The organism is Allobosea vaviloviae, from assembly GCF_001298265.1.
Lineage (GTDB): Bacteria > Pseudomonadota > Alphaproteobacteria > Rhizobiales > Beijerinckiaceae > Allobosea > Allobosea vaviloviae_B.
In genome coordinates, this window is the sequence record NZ_LGSZ01000031.1 from 33,676 (window position 1) to 49,028 (window position 15,353).

General features: G+C 66.5%; 15 protein-coding genes. 7 read left to right on the forward strand and 8 right to left on the reverse strand.

Annotation, left to right across the window (positions count from 1 at the left end; translation table 11 throughout):
- Entirely contained in the window at window positions 1-879 is an 879-nt protein-coding gene (locus AE618_RS08985) for an FCD domain-containing protein (RefSeq protein WP_082365113.1), read from the reverse strand.
- Between the two features lie 150 nt (window positions 880-1,029).
- On the opposite strand from AE618_RS08985, the gene AE618_RS08990 reads away from it, so the two are divergent.
- The 7 genes from AE618_RS08990 (at window position 1,030) to AE618_RS09020 (ending at window position 7,404) form a co-directional block, all read left to right on the forward strand.
- The gene (locus AE618_RS08990) at window positions 1,030-2,139 is read left to right on the forward strand and encodes an ABC transporter substrate-binding protein (protein WP_248310803.1); all 1,110 of its coding nucleotides are present in this window, start codon (window positions 1,030-1,032) and stop codon (window positions 2,137-2,139) included.
- Between the two features lie 2 nt (window positions 2,140-2,141).
- Window positions 2,142-3,209 carry an ABC transporter ATP-binding protein gene (locus tag AE618_RS08995; RefSeq protein ID WP_054208725.1) on the forward strand — a complete coding sequence of 356 codons (1,068 nt, stop codon included), beginning with the start codon at window positions 2,142-2,144 and terminating at the stop codon, window positions 3,207-3,209.
- Window positions 3,209-4,045: an ABC transporter permease gene (locus AE618_RS09000; protein ID WP_054208726.1), complete on the forward strand. Its 837-nt coding sequence runs from the start codon at window positions 3,209-3,211 to the stop codon at window positions 4,043-4,045. Before AE618_RS08995 ends, AE618_RS09000 begins: the two co-directional genes overlap by 1 nt.
- Complete coding sequence (locus AE618_RS09005; protein WP_054208727.1) at window positions 4,042-4,842, forward strand: ABC transporter permease; 801 nt, start codon at window positions 4,042-4,044, stop codon at window positions 4,840-4,842. The genes AE618_RS09000 and AE618_RS09005 overlap by 4 nt, the downstream gene beginning before the upstream one ends.
- Window positions 4,842-5,747, forward strand: coding sequence for an allantoinase PuuE (locus tag AE618_RS09010; RefSeq protein WP_054208728.1), 906 nt, complete (start codon window positions 4,842-4,844; stop codon window positions 5,745-5,747). The genes AE618_RS09005 and AE618_RS09010 overlap by 1 nt, the downstream gene beginning before the upstream one ends.
- A gap of 92 nt (window positions 5,748-5,839) precedes the next feature.
- Window positions 5,840-6,748, forward strand: a complete 909-nt coding sequence (locus tag AE618_RS09015; RefSeq protein ID WP_054208729.1) for a polysaccharide deacetylase family protein — start codon at window positions 5,840-5,842, stop codon at window positions 6,746-6,748.
- On the forward strand, window positions 6,745-7,404 hold the full coding sequence (locus AE618_RS09020; protein ID WP_054208730.1) for an aspartate/glutamate racemase family protein: 660 nt from the start codon (window positions 6,745-6,747) through the stop codon (window positions 7,402-7,404). The genes AE618_RS09015 and AE618_RS09020 overlap by 4 nt, the downstream gene beginning before the upstream one ends.
- Before the next feature lie 15 nt (window positions 7,405-7,419).
- Here AE618_RS09020 and AE618_RS09025 read toward each other — a convergent pair whose 3' ends face one another.
- The 7 genes from AE618_RS09025 to AE618_RS09055 form a co-directional block, all read right to left on the reverse strand.
- A complete protein-coding gene (locus AE618_RS09025; RefSeq protein ID WP_054208731.1) occupies window positions 7,420-8,958 on the reverse strand; it encodes an amidohydrolase family protein in 1,539 nt (512 codons plus the stop codon).
- Window positions 8,959-9,119: 161 nt separating this feature from the next.
- The gene (locus AE618_RS09030) at window positions 9,120-9,974 is read right to left on the reverse strand and encodes a hypothetical protein (protein WP_197280735.1); all 855 of its coding nucleotides are present in this window, start codon (window positions 9,972-9,974) and stop codon (window positions 9,120-9,122) included.
- A gap of 147 nt (window positions 9,975-10,121) precedes the next feature.
- Window positions 10,122-11,042 (reverse strand): allantoinase PuuE, encoded by a 921-nt coding sequence (locus tag AE618_RS09035; protein ID WP_054208733.1) that lies wholly within the window; start codon window positions 11,040-11,042, stop codon window positions 10,122-10,124.
- 156 nt (window positions 11,043-11,198) lie between these two features.
- Window positions 11,199-12,017 carry an ABC transporter permease gene (locus tag AE618_RS09040; RefSeq protein ID WP_054208734.1) on the reverse strand — a complete coding sequence of 273 codons (819 nt, stop codon included), beginning with the start codon at window positions 12,015-12,017 and terminating at the stop codon, window positions 11,199-11,201.
- 165 nt (window positions 12,018-12,182) lie between these two features.
- The gene (locus tag AE618_RS09045) at window positions 12,183-13,055 is read right to left on the reverse strand and encodes an ABC transporter permease (RefSeq protein WP_054208735.1); all 873 of its coding nucleotides are present in this window, start codon (window positions 13,053-13,055) and stop codon (window positions 12,183-12,185) included.
- Between the two features lie 26 nt (window positions 13,056-13,081).
- Entirely contained in the window at window positions 13,082-14,110 is a 1,029-nt protein-coding gene (locus AE618_RS09050; RefSeq protein WP_054208736.1) for an extracellular solute-binding protein, read from the reverse strand.
- 14 nt (window positions 14,111-14,124) lie between these two features.
- Window positions 14,125-15,249: an ABC transporter ATP-binding protein gene (locus AE618_RS09055; protein ID WP_248310804.1), complete on the reverse strand. Its 1,125-nt coding sequence runs from the start codon at window positions 15,247-15,249 to the stop codon at window positions 14,125-14,127.
- Window positions 15,250-15,353: the final 104 nt, after the last annotated feature.

The following is a 15,353-nucleotide window of genomic DNA, read 5'->3' on the forward strand; positions in this document are numbered from 1 at the left end:
TCAATCGCCCGTCGCCTGGGGCATGCTCGCCGCGCGTTCCCTGCGGGGCGTCAGCGACCGGGAGGCGCCGGCATCATCGCTCTCCTGCGTGTGGAAGGCCGCGATGGCCTGCGCCAGCATCGCCTCGATCGGCGGGCTCGCTTCGTCGCAGACCATCGGCCGAAGGCGCGTCTCGACCAGCGACAGATGGCTGCTCATCGCCTTGACGGCCTTGTTGCGATCGCCGGCCGCCAGCGCCTTGAAGATCAGCCGATGCTCTTCGCAGCCGCAGGCGGAACCGGCCGTCGTCTCGTAGCGCTTCACCAGCATCAAGGTTCGGTTGATGAGTTCGAGCGCCTGTCTCTGGATGAGCGGATTCCCGATCATCTCGGCGAGCAGATAATGGAATTCGGCTGACAGTTTCAGCCAGCTCGGCTGGTCGCCGCGCCGCATCGCATCGGCCTCGGCATCGACATGCTCGCGCAGGCGCAGCTGCTGCGGCTCGGTCAAGTTGTCCGCAAGATGGGCGACCATCCCGCTTTCGAGAATCCGCCTCGCCTCGTAGACGACACGGCCCTCGCGCAGATCGGGCTCGATGGTGAAGGCACCGCGATTCTTCACCACCTCCAGCAGGCGCTCATGCCCGAGCCGGTGCAGCACCTTGCGGATGCGCTCGCGGCTGACGCCGAAAATCTCCGCCAGGCGATGCTCACCCAGTTTCATTCCGCCCGGGAGGCCGCCCGCGATGAGAAACCGAGAGAGGATCGCGTGAATTGCCGCTTCTTTCATGCCAGCCGTCACGACGCCTTTTTCCGATCCGCCAACCAAGCTCGGCGCAGCCTCACGGAGCACCTCGACTGCCGCCATCCTAGCACCAGGGGCGCCGAACATGATGCACATTCACTCATCGATTGTGCACAAAAATCGCGCGATTGCCTGCGTCGCCGCACCCTCGCCTGAGAGGGCATGAAAGCAGCAAACGCAAGCAAGACACTGGTACGACATAGGTTTTCGTCTCCGTCACGGTATCGGCGATCGTTGGCATGGCGGTTGCTGAAGACGTTCGATGCCAGCGCCATCCCGGGCGCGCCGAAGCTGAAAGGCCAGACCATGGATATGCTCTTCAAGGGCCAGCCGACCCGCCGCTCCCTGCTCACGGCCAGTGTCGGCGCGGCCGCCCTGATCGCCGCCCCCTCCGTGCTGCGGGCCCAGACGAAGGAACTCGTCGTCGGCGGCGCCGCCGGGCACAAGCCCTGGGTCGAGCAGATCGTGGTTCCGGCCTTTGAAAAGAAATACAACTGCAAGGTGTTGTTCGAAGGCACGCGCTCGCTCGTCAATCTCGAGAAGATGCAGAAGAACAAGGGCAGTCAGTACATGTCGGTCGTCCAGATGGACGATCCGGTGATGATCCTCGCCGTGAAGGAGGGGCTGCTCGAGCCCCTAACGGTCGCCAAGGCGCCCAACCTCGCCGATCTCCTGCCGGGCTCGACGCATATGGACGCGATGTGGGCGAATTATCTCCAGCCCTGGCTCGGCGTCGCCTACAGCAAGAGCGCGATGAAGACCCCGCCCTCCTCCTGGGCCGAGATGTTCGACCCCAAATACAAGGGCCGCATCGTCATCCCGTCGCTTCAGAACACCGAAGGGCTGCCGTCGCTGTTCGTCGCCGGTTTGCTCGCCGGGGGCACGATGGAGAGCGTCCAGAAGGACACCGATGCCGGCTTCAAGAAGCTCGCCACGCTGAAGCCCAACCTACTGACGATCTACACGCAGCAGCCGCAGGCCTTCAACCTGCTCGAGCAGGGCGAGGCCTGGATGATCGGGCCGGCGATGTCGTCCTATGCGCTCGAGCGCAAGGCGGCGGGCGCGCCGATCGATCTCGTCGCGCCGAAGGAAGGCGTCTTCGCGATGCCGTCGGGCATCGCGGTGATCAAGGGCGCGCCGCAGTCGGACCTCGCCTTCGCCTATGTCAACGAACTGCTCGGCGCGGAGCTGCAAAGCAAGCTTGCCGGCCCGACCTTCTCGCTCGCCACCAACAAGGCCGTGCCAAAGCCCGAGGGCCTGGGCGCCGACGTCAAGATCCACCAGATCGACTGGGCCAACGTCGCCGCCCAGCGCAATGATTGGGTCAAGCGCTGGGACCGCGAGATGGCGATCTGAGTATGGCCAACGGTTTCCTCTCCGTCGCCGGGGCGGCGAAGACGTTCGGCAGCGCGACCGTGCTCGACGGCGTCGATCTCGCGATGAGCCGGGGCGAGTTCGTCTCGCTGCTCGGCCCATCGGGCTGCGGCAAGACCACGCTGCTGCGCATCGTGGCCGGGCTGATGGCGCCCGACCAGGGCAAGGTCGCCCTCGACGGAGAGGACATTACGCGGCGCCCGCCGCATAAGCGCGACGTCAGCGTCGTGTTCCAGAGCTATGCGCTCTTCCCGCATCTGAGCGTCGCCGAGAACGTCGCCTTCGGGCTGAAGGCGCGCGGCGCGCCTCCAGCCGAGATCGCGCCCGCCGTGGCGCGCTTTCTCGATCTCGTGCAGATGGGCGCCTATGCGGACCGCTCGATCAAGGCGCTGTCCGGCGGCCAGCAGCAGCGCGTTGCCGTGGCGCGCGCGCTCGTCGTCGGGCCTAAGCTGCTGCTGCTCGACGAGCCTTTCTCGGCGCTCGATCGCAAATTGCGCGAGACCATGCAGATCGACCTCAAGCGGCTGCTGCGCGATGTCGGGACGACCGCGATCTTCGTCACCCACGATCAGGACGAGGCGTTGACGATGTCGGACCGGATCGCGGTGATGTACAAGGGCCGCATCGAGCAGCTCGACGTGCCCGCCGAAATCTACCGGAAGCCGGCGACCCCCTTTGCGCTCGGCTTCGTCGGGCTCTCGACGCGCCTGCCCGGCACGGTCACGCAGTCTGCGGACGGCATCGTCGTCGTCGATACGGCGGCCGGCGCTTTGCGGGCGCGCGGAAACTTCCTACCGGGCAGCCCCGTCCTGATCGGCGTCAGGCCCGAGCGCATTGTGCTCGACCACAGCCATGCCAACCGGATCGAGGCCCCACTGGCCGACGCCGCCTTCCAGGGCGCGCGCGTGCAACTGCATTTCCATGCGCCCGAAGGCGCACAGATTCTCGTCGAGACGCCTTCCCTGCCGGCCGCCGCCGGCCCCGGCACGCCGCTCAAGATGTCCTGGTCCGTCGAGGACACGCTGCTCTATCCGGCGCCGGAGGCGGCGTGATGAATTCGGCTCGCCGCATCGACCCGGTCATCCTGCTCGCACTGCCCGCCGTGATCTATCTCGCGGTGGTCTATGGCGTGCCGCTGCTCGTCCTGCTCGGGCGCAGCGTCATGGTCGGCGGCCTGCCGTCGCTCGCGCCCTTCGTCGGGTTCCTCTCCGATCCGTTCAGCTGGACGGTGATCTGGAACACGGTCCGCATCGCCGCGCTGGTCACACTGGTCTGCCTTTTCATCGGATATCCGACGGCGCTGGCTCTGGCGCGTGCCGGCGGCGTGGCGCAGGCGCTGATCCTGGTCGCGATCATCCTGCCGCTTTCGGTTGGCGTCGTGGTCAAGGCCTTCGCCTGGCAGATCGTGCTGCGCCGCGACGGCGTGGTCTCGCAACTCATGACGGGGCTGGGGCTCTGGAGCGAACCGCAGCGCCTGCTCTTCACCGAGGCCGGGCTCGTCATCGGCGCGGCGAACGTCTTCGTGCCCTTCATGATCCTGCCGATCTATTCGGTGCTGAAGCTGGTCGATCCGCGGCTGGGCGAAGCGGCTGCGACGCTCGGCGCCTCGCCGCTCTACCGCTTCTTCAAGGTCGCGCTGCCGCTGTCGTTGCCGGGCATCGTCACCGGCGTCGCCTTCGTCTTTTCGATGGCGGCGTCGATGTATGTGATCCCGAACCTGCTGATCGGCGACCGCTTCCAGACGCTGGCGACGATGACGGGGCGATCCTTCCTGTTCATGCGCAACGAACAGCTGGGGTCGACGACCGCCGTCGTGCTGCTCGTGCTCACCGTCGCGGTGGTGGTCGGCAGCGCCGCGCTCTCCAAGCGGCTCGGAGGCGCATCATGACCGGCATCGAACGCATCGCCTCAGGCGTCGTCTGGGCCTTGGCCGCCTTCACCGTGGTCTTCCTGCTGACGCCGCTGGTCGTCACCGTGCTGGTCTCGTTCGGCTCCAGCGCCGTCTTTACGCTGCCGGCGCCGAGCTGGTCGCTGCGCTGGTACCAGGCGCTCGGCCGCTCGCGCGAACTCTGGCCGGTGGTCTTCGCCTCCGTCCGGCTCGCCGCACTGTCGACGGCGGTCGCGCTGGTGCTGGGGACGCTCTGCGCCATCGGATTGCTGCGCAGCCAGTTCAAGGCGCGCGACGCGATCGTCACCTTCCTGGTCTCGCCGCTGATGCTGCCCGGGCTCGTCATCGGCATCGCGATGCTGGAAACCTTCCGTGCGGCCGGTCTGCGCGACGTCTGGGTCAGCCTGATCCTCGCCCATGTCGTGATCACGCTGCCTTATGTCGTGCGGACGGTCTATGCGGCGCTCTCCCTGTTCGACTTCACGCTGATCGATGCGGCGCGCACGCTCGGCCTGCCCTATCCGAAGGCGGTGATGAAGGTGCTCGTGCCGGCGCTGGCGCCGGCCTTCCTGACCTCGGGCATGTTCGCCTTTCTCGCCTCGATGGATAATTATCCGATCTCGATCTTCTTCACCGATGCCTGGACCAAGACCTTGCCCATCCAGATGCTGCAATATGTCGAGGAAAGCCCCGATCCGACGATCGCGGCGATCTCGGCGCTGCTGATCCTGCTCGCAGCCGGCGTGCTCGTCATTGGCGACCGTCTTGTGGGCTTGCGCCGCATGGCCGATCTCTGATGTCGGCTTCCGTGAGCGACCGCGATTTCCGCGGCTATGGCGGCCATCCGCCCGCGATCCGCTGGCCGAACGACGCACGGCTCGCAGTATCGGTTGTGGTCAATGTCGAGGAGGGCGCGGAGCTCTCGATCGGCCAGGGCGACGAGCGCAACGAGAGCGTCTACGAGGTCGTCGAGGAAATCACGGGCGTCCGCGATCTCTGCATGGAATCGCATTTCGAGTACGGCCCGCGCGCCGGCTGGCCGCGTATCCACGCCCTGCTTAAGCGGTATGGCGTGGCGGCGACGCTGAACGCCAATGGCCGGGCGGTCGCTCTCTCGCCCTGGCTCGCGCAGGAGGCGGTGGCGGACGGGCACGAGGTCGCCGCCCATGGCTGGCGCTGGGAGCGTCACGCCCATATGGATGAAGCGCAGGAGCGCGAGGCGATCGCGCGCGCGGTCAAGGCCATCACGGAGGCCACGGGGACTGCGCCCGTCGGCTGGCACACGCGCTCGGCGACGTCGGTCAACACGCGACGGCTGCTGCGCGAGCATGGCGGTTTCCTCTACGACTCCAACGACTACAACGACGACCTTCCCTTTTTCGTCGATGTCGGCGGCGCCGATCATCTCGTCTTGCCCTACGCCTTCGACACCAACGACATGCGCTTCCAGCGCGGCGGCGGCTTCGTCTTCGGCGATGATTTCGCGCGCTACTGCATCGACGCCTTCGACCGGCTTTACGAAGAAGGAGCGGATGCGCCGCGGATGATGTCGGTCGGCCTGCACCTGCGCATCATCGGCCGGCCTGGGCGGATCGGGGGGCTGGAGCGCTTCCTGGCGCATGCGGCGTCCAAGCCCGGCGTTTGGTTCGCCCGGCGCGACGCCATTGCCCGGCACTGGCTGGCGGCGTTGGGGAAGGGTTGACGTCAGCCCCGCTCAACGGTGTGAACTTGAAAGGGCGAAGGAGGGACTAACCTCTCTCGCCGCTCACTTCAAAGGCCTCGAGGATCGGCTGCATGACCCACCGCGACCTCGAAGGCTATGCCGGCGCCTGGCCCGACATCACCTGGCCGAACGGGGCCAGGCTCGCCGTCTCCGTCGTGGTCAATTTCGAGGAAGGCGCGGAGCTCCAGGTCGGCGACGGCGATGCGCGCTCTGAGAGCATGGGCGAGGTCATCAGCGTCGTACCGATGGGCAAACGCGACCAGGGCCAGGAGCAGATCTTCGGCTATGGCATGCGCGCCGGGCTCTGGCGCATGCTGGATGCGCTAGACGAAACCAAAATCCGCGCGACGATCTTCTTCTGCGGCCGTGCGGTGGAGCGCGTCCCGACCTTGGCGCGCGCCGTTGTAGCGCGGGGGCATGAGCCGGCGGTCCATGGCTGGCGCTGGCGCCCGCATGCCGACTATGAAACGGCGGAGGCCGAGGCCGCCGACATCGACCGCTGTGTCGCCACGATTACAGCTGCGACCGGCGTCGCCCCGGTCGGCTTCTTCTGCCGCGGCGGCGAGAGCCCCTGGACGCGCAGGCTGCTTGCCGAGCGTGGCTTCCTCTACACCTCCAACGGCTTCGACGACGACCTGCCCTATTGGGACCGGACGCTGCCGGGACAGCCGCTGCTCGTCGTGCCTTATTCGCTCGACAGCAACGACATGAAGTTCTTCCATCCCAACGGCTTCGTCCGTGCGAGCGAGATGGTGGATTATGTCACCGACGCGCTCGACGTGCTGGAGGCGGAAGCCGCGCGCGGCCTGCCGCGCCTGCTCAATCTCGGCTTTCACCTGCGCATCGTCGGCCGCCCCGCGCGTTTCGCGGCCTTTCGCGATATCCTGAACCTGCTGGCCGCGCGGCGCGACCATATCTGGATCGCGAGCCGTGCCGAGATCGCGCGCGCCTTCATCGCCGCCGTGCCGGAGAGCCCATGACCCGCCTGCTGCTGATCAACCCGAACACCAACGCGGCCACCACCGGCATGATGCGGGCGATCGCCCAGGCGGCGGCGCCGCGCGACACGCTGATCGACGCGATGAGCGCGCCCTATGGCGTGCCGCTGATCACCAACGAGGAAGCGCTGCTGCAGGCGGCCAAGGCCGTGCAGGCGCTGGCAGGCGCTATCGCCTCCGTCCCGCCGGATGGCGTCATCATCTCGGCCTTCGGCGACCCCGGGCTGACAGGATTGCGGCATCGGCTCTCATGCCCGGTCACCGGCATCGCCGAGGCGGGCATGGCAGAGGCCGGCTCCGGCAAGCGGCCCTTTGCCGTGGTGACGACGACGCCCGACCTCGTCGGTTCGATCACCGCGCTGGCGCAGGCCTATGGCCATGGTGCGACGATGCGTGGCGTCGCGCTGACCGACGGCGACGTTCATGCCGTGATGGCCGATCATGAGACACTGGTCGAAGCCCTCGCAAAGGCCTGCCAACATGCGATCGACACCATGGGTGCCGAGGCGATCGTCATCGGCGGCGGCCCTCTGGGACAGGCCGCGCAATCGCTCAACCTGCGCTTCCCGGTCCCGATCATCGCCCCGATTCCGGCCGCCGTGCGGCTGGCGCAGAAGCGCTACATGCGGGGGTTCTAAGCGACTAGCGAGACCTCAGAAGCGCCCGCTCGGCCGGTAGTGCGGCTCGTCACCGAGCCCGTCGAGATAGCCGTCATAGAAACGCCGGACATGCGGCAGCAGCGCCTGCGACAGCGCCATGCGCTCGATTTCGGCCGGCGTTTTCGGCTTCGCCAGCGCCTCGGCCAGCACGGCCAGCACGGTCTCGCGGTCGAGCATGGTGAAACGGCGTTCGCGATAGACCCATTCGCCCCCGACCATGACGCTATGGACCGCCTTGGCCTTGGCGCGCTGCACCAGAACCTCGACGAAGCCCAGTGCCTCGTCCTGATAGGGATAGGTCACCGCCGGCCAGTCGAACATCACGAGATCGGCCGCCATGCCCGGCTCCAGACGGCCGATGCGTCCGGCGAAGGGCGTGGTGCGCGCCCCGCATTCCGTCGCCATGCGCAGCACCTGCGCCGACGAGGGATGCGGCGCATCGATCCCGGGCTCGCGATGGGCGCGCAGCACCAGCCGCATCTCCTGGAGCATGTCGCGGTCATCGTTGATGCCGGCCTCGTCGATGCCGATGGCGACGGGAATGCCGCGGGCGAGGAAGCGGTTCACAGGAGCCATGCCGCTCTTCAGCCGGAAGTTCGACGAGCAGTTGTGGCAGACGCACACGCCGCGCTCGGCGGCGAGCTCGATGTCGGCCTCGCTCATCCAGACGCCATGGCCGATGGTGAAATGCGGGCCGAGCAGGCCCAAGCGATCAAGATGGGCGAGCGCCGAGCCGCCCGTGCGCTTGCGGGCATAGGCCTTCTGGTAGGGCGTCTCGAGCACATGCATGTGGACCGGCAGGCCGGTGCGCCGCTGGAGTTCGCCAGTGGTCTCCAGCGCCTTTTCCGAGAGCCAATGCAGGTTTGCCGGCGCGATCTGGATGCGGATGCGCTCGCCCTCGCCGTGGCGGGTCACGAGCTCGTCGAAGACCGCGACCTGATCGGAGAGCGGCACGGTGAAGCGCTGGAAGAAGGCGCTCGCCGCCGGCCGTAGGTGGTCAGGCAGGCGCGCGACGAAATCCTGGTCCGCCTCGTAGACGAGCCGGTTCTGGTCGCGCAGCGCCATCGAATAGGAGGCACGCATGCCGATGTCGCGATAGGCGGCGATGACCTTTTCCGCCGCCGCGAGGATGTCCTGCGGCGTACCCGGCGCGCGGCTGTGCAGATGCTGCACCGTGGTGACGCCGCTCTCGATCATCTCGAAGGCCGAGAACAGCGTGTCGGCATAGAGATCGACGTCGCGCAGCGCGATGCGGCTGGCGAACCAGAGCTCGAGGGGATGATCGGGCGAGCCGAGTTGAAGCGGCGTCAGGCCGACATGATGGTGCGCATTGACGAAGCCCGGCGTGATCGCGAAGTCACGGCCGCCGATCACGCTGGCGTCGGGGTATCGCGTCTTCAACTCCGCCACGGGGCCGGTCGCGACGATGACCCCCGCCTCGCAGACGACGCCGGCATCGCGCCGGATAATGGGCTCGCCCGCCGCGTCGAAGCCCGTCAGAAGCGTGGAGCCCCAGATGATCTGCGTGGTCATTGCGCTCCCCAAAACCATCATCGCATATCCTCATCCTCATTCCGGGCAAGCGAAGCGCAGACCCGGAATCCATGCCAGAACGCTGGTCCGAAAGGTTCAGGCATGGATTCCGGATCGGCGCCGCTTCGCGGCTTGTCCGGAATGACGTCGCGGTTCCATCGCTATTGGTCCAGCAGCCGCAGCCGCGTCAGCCGGCTCGGGTTGGTCTCCGCCAGCAGGATGTCGCCATTCGCCATACCGAAGATGCCATGCGCGCCGTTCAGGAACGGCCGGCAGCGGCCGAGTTTTTCGCCGGCGGGCCCGATCTTCTGCAGGCTCGGGATCATGTCGGTGACATAGGTATTGCCGTCGGCGTCGCCCCAGATCGCAACCGGCTGGTAAAAATGCGTCCAGCTCGCAAGATGAGCCCCATTATGGTCGAAGACCTGGACGCGGTTATGGGTGCGGTCGACGACGACGACGCGGCCATCCGCATGGGTCCAGATCGCATGCGGCCAGCCGAACTGGCCGTCGCCGCTGCCCTGCGAGCCCCAGCTCTGGATATGCACGCCATAGGCCGAGAAGCGGTGGACGCGGCTCGCAGCATAGCCGTCTGCAATGTAGATGTCGCCCCAGGAGGAGACATGTACGTCGGTGGGATGGTTGAACGGTGCCGCAGGCTCGCCACGCTGCCCGAGCGCGCCGAGCTTCTCGCCCTTCACTGAGCAGATGATGACCTCGTGCATGTCGCGGTCGACGCAGAGGATGCGATCCTGGGCGTCGGTCGTCAGCATGTGCGAATCCGCGATCAGGTCGCCACCCCAGCCGCCGATGTAGTCGCCCTCCGGCGAAAGCTCGATCACGCGCGGATCGTTGGGTTGGGTGAGCGGGTCGTGGCGCAGCATGACGAAGACATGCCCGCGGGAATCGACCGTCACGTCGGTGACGAAGCCCGCATTCTGCGGCCAGGAGCCGAAGGGCCGCTCGACGAGATAGCGCGTGTCGCCGAGGGCGACGATGAGTTCGGGCTTGGGCAAGGGAATCCTCGTTCGATCAAGAATGCGCCATCATCCCGGGCCAGCGAAGCGCAGACCCGGAATCCATCATAGGCAGCACCTTACGATGGATTTCGGATCGGCGCCGCTTTCGCGGCTTGTCAGGAATGACGGCGGAGGTGGGAGAGCCTAGGCGCGTTCTCCCGCAAACGGATGCGTCTTCGCCCAATGCCTGGCGATATCGAGCCGGCCCGTCACCCAGACGCCCTGATGGCCCTGCACATAGTCGAGGAAGCGCGCGAGGCCTGCCGCCCGCGCGGGATGGCCGATCAGGCGCATATGCAGGCCGACCGACATCATCTTGGGCTGCGTAACGCCTTCCGCATAGAGCATGTCGAAGGCGTCCTTGTGCCACTCGAAATAGTCGTTCGAGGTGGAAAAGAAGCCAGAGCCGAACTTGCCGTCATTGTTGACGAGCGAATAGGGCACGACCAGATGCGGCTTGCCGGAGACGGCCTTCCAATACGGCAACTCATCGTCGTAAGCATCTGAATCATAGAGGAAACCGCCCTCCTCTACGACCAGCCTGCGGGTGTTGACGCTGGGCCCGTAGCGGCAATACCAGCCCAGTGGCCGCTCGCCGACGGTTGCCTGGAGCGAGACGATCGCCTTGGCGATGTGCTCGCGCTCCTCCGCCTCGGTCAGGTCGTAGTGCTTGATCCAGCGCCAGCCATGGCAACAGACGTCGAATCCCGAGGCCTTGATCGCGGCAGCGGCTTGCGGATTGCGCTCGATCGCGAGCGCGCAGCCGAACACCGTCAGCGGCAGGCCGCGCTCCTGGAACAGCCGCATCAGCCGCCAGAAACCGACGCGGCTGCCATAGGCGAACATGCCCTCGCCTGCGAGATCGCGCCCCTTGACGCCGGTCGGCAGGCCGTTGGCCTCGGTCAGGCCGAGCTCGGTATAGCCTTCGCCGTCCTGGACCGAAGGCTCGGAGCCTTCCTCGTAATTCATCACGAAATTGATCGCGATGCGGGCGCCACCCGGCCAGTGCGGGTTTGGCGGGTTCGCGCCGTAGCCGATGAGGTCGCGGTCGTAGGGGGTCGTCATCGAAGGTCTCCGTCGCGATGTCTTTCCGGGGCGGACCGAAAGGCCCGAACCCGGAACCCACGACCGGGTGAAGCCGGTCGGATATTCTGATGCCGCACCCCGTCGTGGGTTCCGGGTTCATCGCTGCGCGATGCCCCGGAATGACAGGATTGCCCATCACCCGCTCATGCGCTTGGTCAGCCCGGTCAGGCGGTCCATCACGATCATCAGCACCAGCGTCGCCAGGATCAGCACGCCGGCGATGGCGGCGATGCGGACGTCGAGCGTCGATTCCATCATGCCCCACATCCGGATCGGCAGCATCGAGGTGCGGGCATTGGAGAGGAAGAGCGAGACCGGGACATTGTCCATCGAGGAGATGAAGGCGAGGAAGCAACCCGCGGCGATGCCGGGCGCGATCAGCGGCAAGGTGATGCGGCGAAAGCCATAGAAGCGGCTCGCGCCGAGATTGGCGGAGGCTTCGAGCAGGACGGGATCGAGCTGGGTCAGGCTCGCCAGCGTGGTGCGGAACACGAAGGGCGCGATCACCACGAGGTGGCCGGCGATCAGCAGGTTGAGCGAGGGCCTGATGCCGAGCACCGAAAAGAACATCAGCGCCGCCAGCCCATAGGACAACGTCGGCAGGATCAGCGGCGACAGGAAGCTCGCCTCAAGGAAGCGGGCCGAGGGTCGCGCGACCCGCGTGATCGCCAGCGCCGCCAGCACCGAGAGCACGGCGCCGACCAGCGTGGCGATGCCGGCGACCCAGACGCTGTTCAGGGCGGCGGTATGGATCTGGGCCGAGCGCACCGGATCGAACAGCTCGCCATACCAGCGCAGCGACAGGCCCGGCGGCGGAAACCTCAAGGTCTGCGACGTCGTGAAGGAGGTCGCGATCACGATCAGAACGGGTCCGATCAGGATCAGGACCGCAAGGCCGGCGAGAGCCCCGATGACCCAATTATAGGTGACGTCGCCGAAGGTCGAGCGCTGCATGCTTACCTCTTTCTGTCATTCCGGGGCGCGCCGACAGGCGCGAACCCGGAACCCACGACTGGGTCGATCCTGCATGATTCCCTTTGGCTCGCCCGGTCATGGGTTCCGGGTTCATCGCTGTGCGATGCCCCGGAATGACAAGGGTTTTCGTAGCGCCAGCTCATCTCAACTCGTCCTGGCGAAGCGGCCGAGCCAGCTCAGCGCCATGATGCCGGCCAGCACGGTGAAGAGCAGCGTCAGCGAGGCCACCGCCGCGAAAGGCCAGTTATAGACCACCGTGACCTGCTGGTAGATCAGGGCCGGGAGATAGACCAGGCGCGCGCCGCCGATCACCGATTGCGAGATGAAGGCCGTCGTCGCCGAGGCGAAGACCAGCGTCGCGCCGGCGATCCAGCCCGGCAGGGTCAGCGGCAGGACGACCTTGAAGAAGGTCCGCCATTTCGAGGCGCCGAGCGCGCGCGAGGCGTCGATCAGGTTCTGGTCCATCTGGTTCATGATGGTCAGCAGCGGCAGCAGCATCAGCGGCATCTCGATCTGCGTCAGCGCGATGACGAGGCCGAGTTCGGTCTGAAGCAGGTTGAGCGGCGTCGCGGTGATGCCGAGCCCGATCAGCGTCTGGTTGATGACGCCCTCGCGCGCCAGGATGACGATCCAGGCGAAGGTGCGGATCACGACCGAGGTCAGGAGCGGCATCAGGATGGTGAAGATCAGCACCCGCTGGGCGCGGGGGCTGGCGGCGCGGAACACCAGCGCCAGCGGATAGGCGAGCAGCGTCGTCGCGACGACGGCGAAGACGCCGAGCTTCAGCGTGTCGAGGATGACCTTGAGATAGAAGGCGTCGCCGTAGAACTTCGTCCAGGACTCGAAGCCCAGCCGCGTCTGCTCGGGATCGGCATAGAAGCTGACGCCGAGCAGGATCGCGAAGGGCGCGGCGAAGAAGGCAAGATAGGTCAGGCCGAGAGGCGCCGCGAGGCGCCAGTCGACCTTCTCCCCCGGCACACCGGACGAACCGGTGGCCGCTACAGCCGCGCCAGCCATCGCTCAGCCCTCACCGATCCTGCTCCCTACTTGGTGATCTCCTTGTTGAAGCGTTCTATCCAGGCTGCGCGCTGCGGATTGATCTTGGTCCAGTCGTGCGTGACCATCTTCGAGAGCTCGTCGAGCGAGGTGATGCCGAGCGAGGAATCGAGCTGCGTCTCGGTGTTGATCGGCACCATGTTGAAAGGCGCCTTCTGCAGCGCGTTCTGGATGTCGGGCGAGATCGCGGTGTCGATGTATTTGTAGGCCGCGTCGACATTCTCCGCGCCCTTCACGATGTGCAGCGTGGTCTGGAAGGTGATCGAGCCCGATTCCGGTGCGATATAGGCGATGTCGACGCCGCGACCTTTCAGGATCGCGACCGTGTTGGTGTTGCCGTACATGATGTCGACCTGGCCCTGCTGGAACAGGCCGGGCAGCGCCGCCGGCGTTGCGATGGCGGCGACCTTCGGCACGGCCTCTTTCAGCACCTTGAAGACCGGGTCCATATTCGCCTCCGAACCGCCGAAGGCCTTGGCGATCTCTATCAGCGAGACCGTCCCGAAGGTGGTCTGGAAGCCGGTCAGGCCGAGGCGCTCGACATAAGGCGACTTGAACAGGTCGGCCCAGGTCTTGGGCGGGTTGGGAAATTTCTTGGGGTTGTAGGCGATGCCCACGACCTGAGCGTTGCAGGTCACCGCATGCGAGGTGATCAGGCCCTTGGGCACCTTGTCTGCGTTGGTCAGCTTCTTGATGTCGATCGGCTCGAACAGGCCAGCCTGCATCGCGGCGGCAGCCGGACCGGGATCGAGCACGAAGCAGTCGAAGGGCGGCACGCCGCGCGCGGCACGCACCTTGGCAACCTGGTCCACGGCGAAAAGCGCATCGAAGGCGACATCGACGCCGAAGTTCTTCTTCAGCGCAGGAGCGACGACGTTGCGATAGGCCTCCTCCCAGGTGCCGGGATAGATCGCGGCAGTGAGGCTGCCGGCGGCGCTGGCACGGCCAGGAAGCATGCCGGCCAGGCCCAGCGCGGCGGCGCCGGACATCAGTTCGCGGCGGGTCATGACGGTCATGAAGGGTCTCCGGGTCAGGGGTTGGAAGCGGAAAAAAGAGCCGGGCGCGCGTGGTCGGCGAGGCCGCAATAGGCAGTGCCGGTGCCGCCCAAGGCCATGTCTGCCGACGAAATGCCGGGCCGGCGCGCGATGGCGACCTTGATCGATTCAGCCGAGGCGCTGACGACGTCGTGGATCAGTTCGCCGCCGATCGGCAGGCTGAGCTTGAGCGTGACCGGAATGCGGTCGGGCGCCGGCTCATCGGCGAGCAGCATCTGCTCTGGCCGGACGGAGACGACGACCGGCTGGCCGGGTTCGAAGCGGGCTTTCGAGACGACGCTCCAGACCGCGCCGTTGGCGAGCGCGACGCGATAGCCATCCTCGAAGGCGGCCTCGACCTGGCCGTTCAGGAGATTGCTGGAGCCGATGAAATTGTTGACGAAAAGCGTCGCCGGCTCGTCATAGACCTGCACCGGCGTGCCGAGCTGCTCGATCCTGCCCTGGCTCATCACCGCGATGCGATCGGCGATGGCCATGGCCTCGTCCTGGTCGTGGGTGACCATGATCGCGGTGAGCGCGAACTGGCGCTGCAAACGCTTGATCTCGATTTGCATGTCGAGCCGCAGATTCTTGTCAAGCGCCGCGAACGGCTCGTCGAGCAGGAGGATGCGCGGGCGCATGGCGAGCGCACGCGCCAGCGCCACGCGCTGCTGCTGGCCGCCGGAGAGCTGTTTTGGCTTGCGGTCGGCGAAACGGGCCATCTGAACGGTCGCCAGCATCTCCTCGACGCGCTGGGCCTGGACCTCGCGGCTTTCGCCGCGCGCCGCGAGCCCATAGGCGATGTTCTCCGCCACCGTCATGTGGGGGAACAGCGCGTAATTCTGGAAGACGATGCCGATCTCGCGGCGGTTGGGCGGCAAGGTATCGATCGGCCGGCCGTCGATGGTGACCTTGCCGTTGCCCTGCTGGATGAAGCCCGCGACGATGCGCAGCAGCGTGGTCTTGCCGCAGCCGGAGGGGCCGAGCAGGGCGACCAGCTCGCCGCCCTTGACCTCGAGCGTGACATTGTCCACCGCCAGGCCGCCGCCATAGCTGTGCGTGATGCCGTCCAGCGTCAGCGGCTGGGCGGTCATCGCGGCGGGTGCGGCAAGCGTAGGCATGAGAATGGCGGCGATCCCGGCAGAATTTGTCACCGCAGCTTTCAGCAACTGCCGTGCCAACGCCTGCTGCATGGCCCCGTCGCTGCTGCGCGCCTGACAGTCGC

Excerpts from the sequence above, each read along its gene's own strand:
- AE618_RS08985 (WP_082365113.1), bottom strand. The coding sequence starts at position 879 with ATGTGCATCATGTTCGGCGCCCCTGGTGCTAGGATGGCGGCAGTCGAG.
- AE618_RS08995 (WP_054208725.1), top strand. The coding sequence starts at position 2,142 with ATGGCCAACGGTTTCCTCTCCGTCGCCGGGGCGGCGAAGACGTTCGGC.
- AE618_RS09000 (WP_054208726.1), top strand. The coding sequence starts at position 3,209 with ATGAATTCGGCTCGCCGCATCGACCCGGTCATCCTGCTCGCACTGCCC.
- AE618_RS09005 (WP_054208727.1), top strand. The coding sequence starts at position 4,042 with ATGACCGGCATCGAACGCATCGCCTCAGGCGTCGTCTGGGCCTTGGCC.
- AE618_RS09010 (WP_054208728.1), top strand. The coding sequence starts at position 4,842 with ATGTCGGCTTCCGTGAGCGACCGCGATTTCCGCGGCTATGGCGGCCAT.
- AE618_RS09015 (WP_054208729.1), top strand. The coding sequence starts at position 5,840 with ATGACCCACCGCGACCTCGAAGGCTATGCCGGCGCCTGGCCCGACATC.
- AE618_RS09020 (WP_054208730.1), top strand. The coding sequence starts at position 6,745 with ATGACCCGCCTGCTGCTGATCAACCCGAACACCAACGCGGCCACCACC.
- AE618_RS09025 (WP_054208731.1), bottom strand. The coding sequence starts at position 8,958 with ATGACCACGCAGATCATCTGGGGCTCCACGCTTCTGACGGGCTTCGAC.
- AE618_RS09035 (WP_054208733.1), bottom strand. The coding sequence starts at position 11,042 with ATGACGACCCCCTACGACCGCGACCTCATCGGCTACGGCGCGAACCCG.
- AE618_RS09040 (WP_054208734.1), bottom strand. The coding sequence starts at position 12,017 with ATGCAGCGCTCGACCTTCGGCGACGTCACCTATAATTGGGTCATCGGG.
- AE618_RS09045 (WP_054208735.1), bottom strand. The coding sequence starts at position 13,055 with ATGGCTGGCGCGGCTGTAGCGGCCACCGGTTCGTCCGGTGTGCCGGGG.
- AE618_RS09050 (WP_054208736.1), bottom strand. The coding sequence starts at position 14,110 with ATGACCGTCATGACCCGCCGCGAACTGATGTCCGGCGCCGCCGCGCTG.
- AE618_RS09055 (WP_248310804.1), bottom strand. The coding sequence starts at position 15,249 with ATGCCTACGCTTGCCGCACCCGCCGCGATGACCGCCCAGCCGCTGACG.